Origin of the sequence: Brevundimonas sp. UBA7838, from assembly GCF_002500885.1 — a bacterium.
GTDB lineage: Bacteria > Pseudomonadota > Alphaproteobacteria > Caulobacterales > Caulobacteraceae > Brevundimonas > Brevundimonas vesicularis_C.
Genome location: NZ_DLTK01000115.1, coordinates 1 through 451, shown reverse-complemented (window position 1 = coordinate 451; position 451 = coordinate 1). Strand labels below are relative to the sequence as shown.

The 451-nt window shown below is 72.1% G+C and carries 1 pseudogene; it reads right to left on the bottom strand.

The features are described 5' to 3' along the window. Positions 1–52: 52 nt before the first annotated feature. Positions 53–451, bottom strand: a pseudogene (locus tag B3T77_RS10930) (hypothetical protein); the annotation flags it as partial.

Sequence of the window (451 nt, the reverse complement as noted above, 5' to 3'; positions counted from 1 at the left end):
ACGAATTAGACGGTGTTTTTCCGATGCGACCGTCTGATTTGGCGCCGGCGCCTCAGCCCGCGCCCAGCAGGTCCGACCAGCGCCAGCTGCCCTTGCCCAAGGCCAGTTGCGCGCCGCCGGGGCGGTCTTCCAGCTTCAGGACCGCCAGGCCTGTCATGCGCTGGCGCTTGCATTCGGCCGGGGCGAAGGCGACCTCCAGGGCGATGGCCTGGCGCACGCCCGCCAGACCCTTGCCGGCCTGGTTACGGCTTTGCAACCAGTCGCCGTTCCAGACCAGGATGGCGCGGCCGTTCGCGTCCATGTCCTGGGATGCGGCGATGACGGCGCGGCGCACGGCCTGGTCATCGCGCACGGCGTCCTGGACCCAGCGCACCATGTCGCACGACCCTCCGCCGGAACCGGCGCCGGTCCCGCCCGATCCGCCCGATCCGCCCGCGCCGGTTCCGCCGCC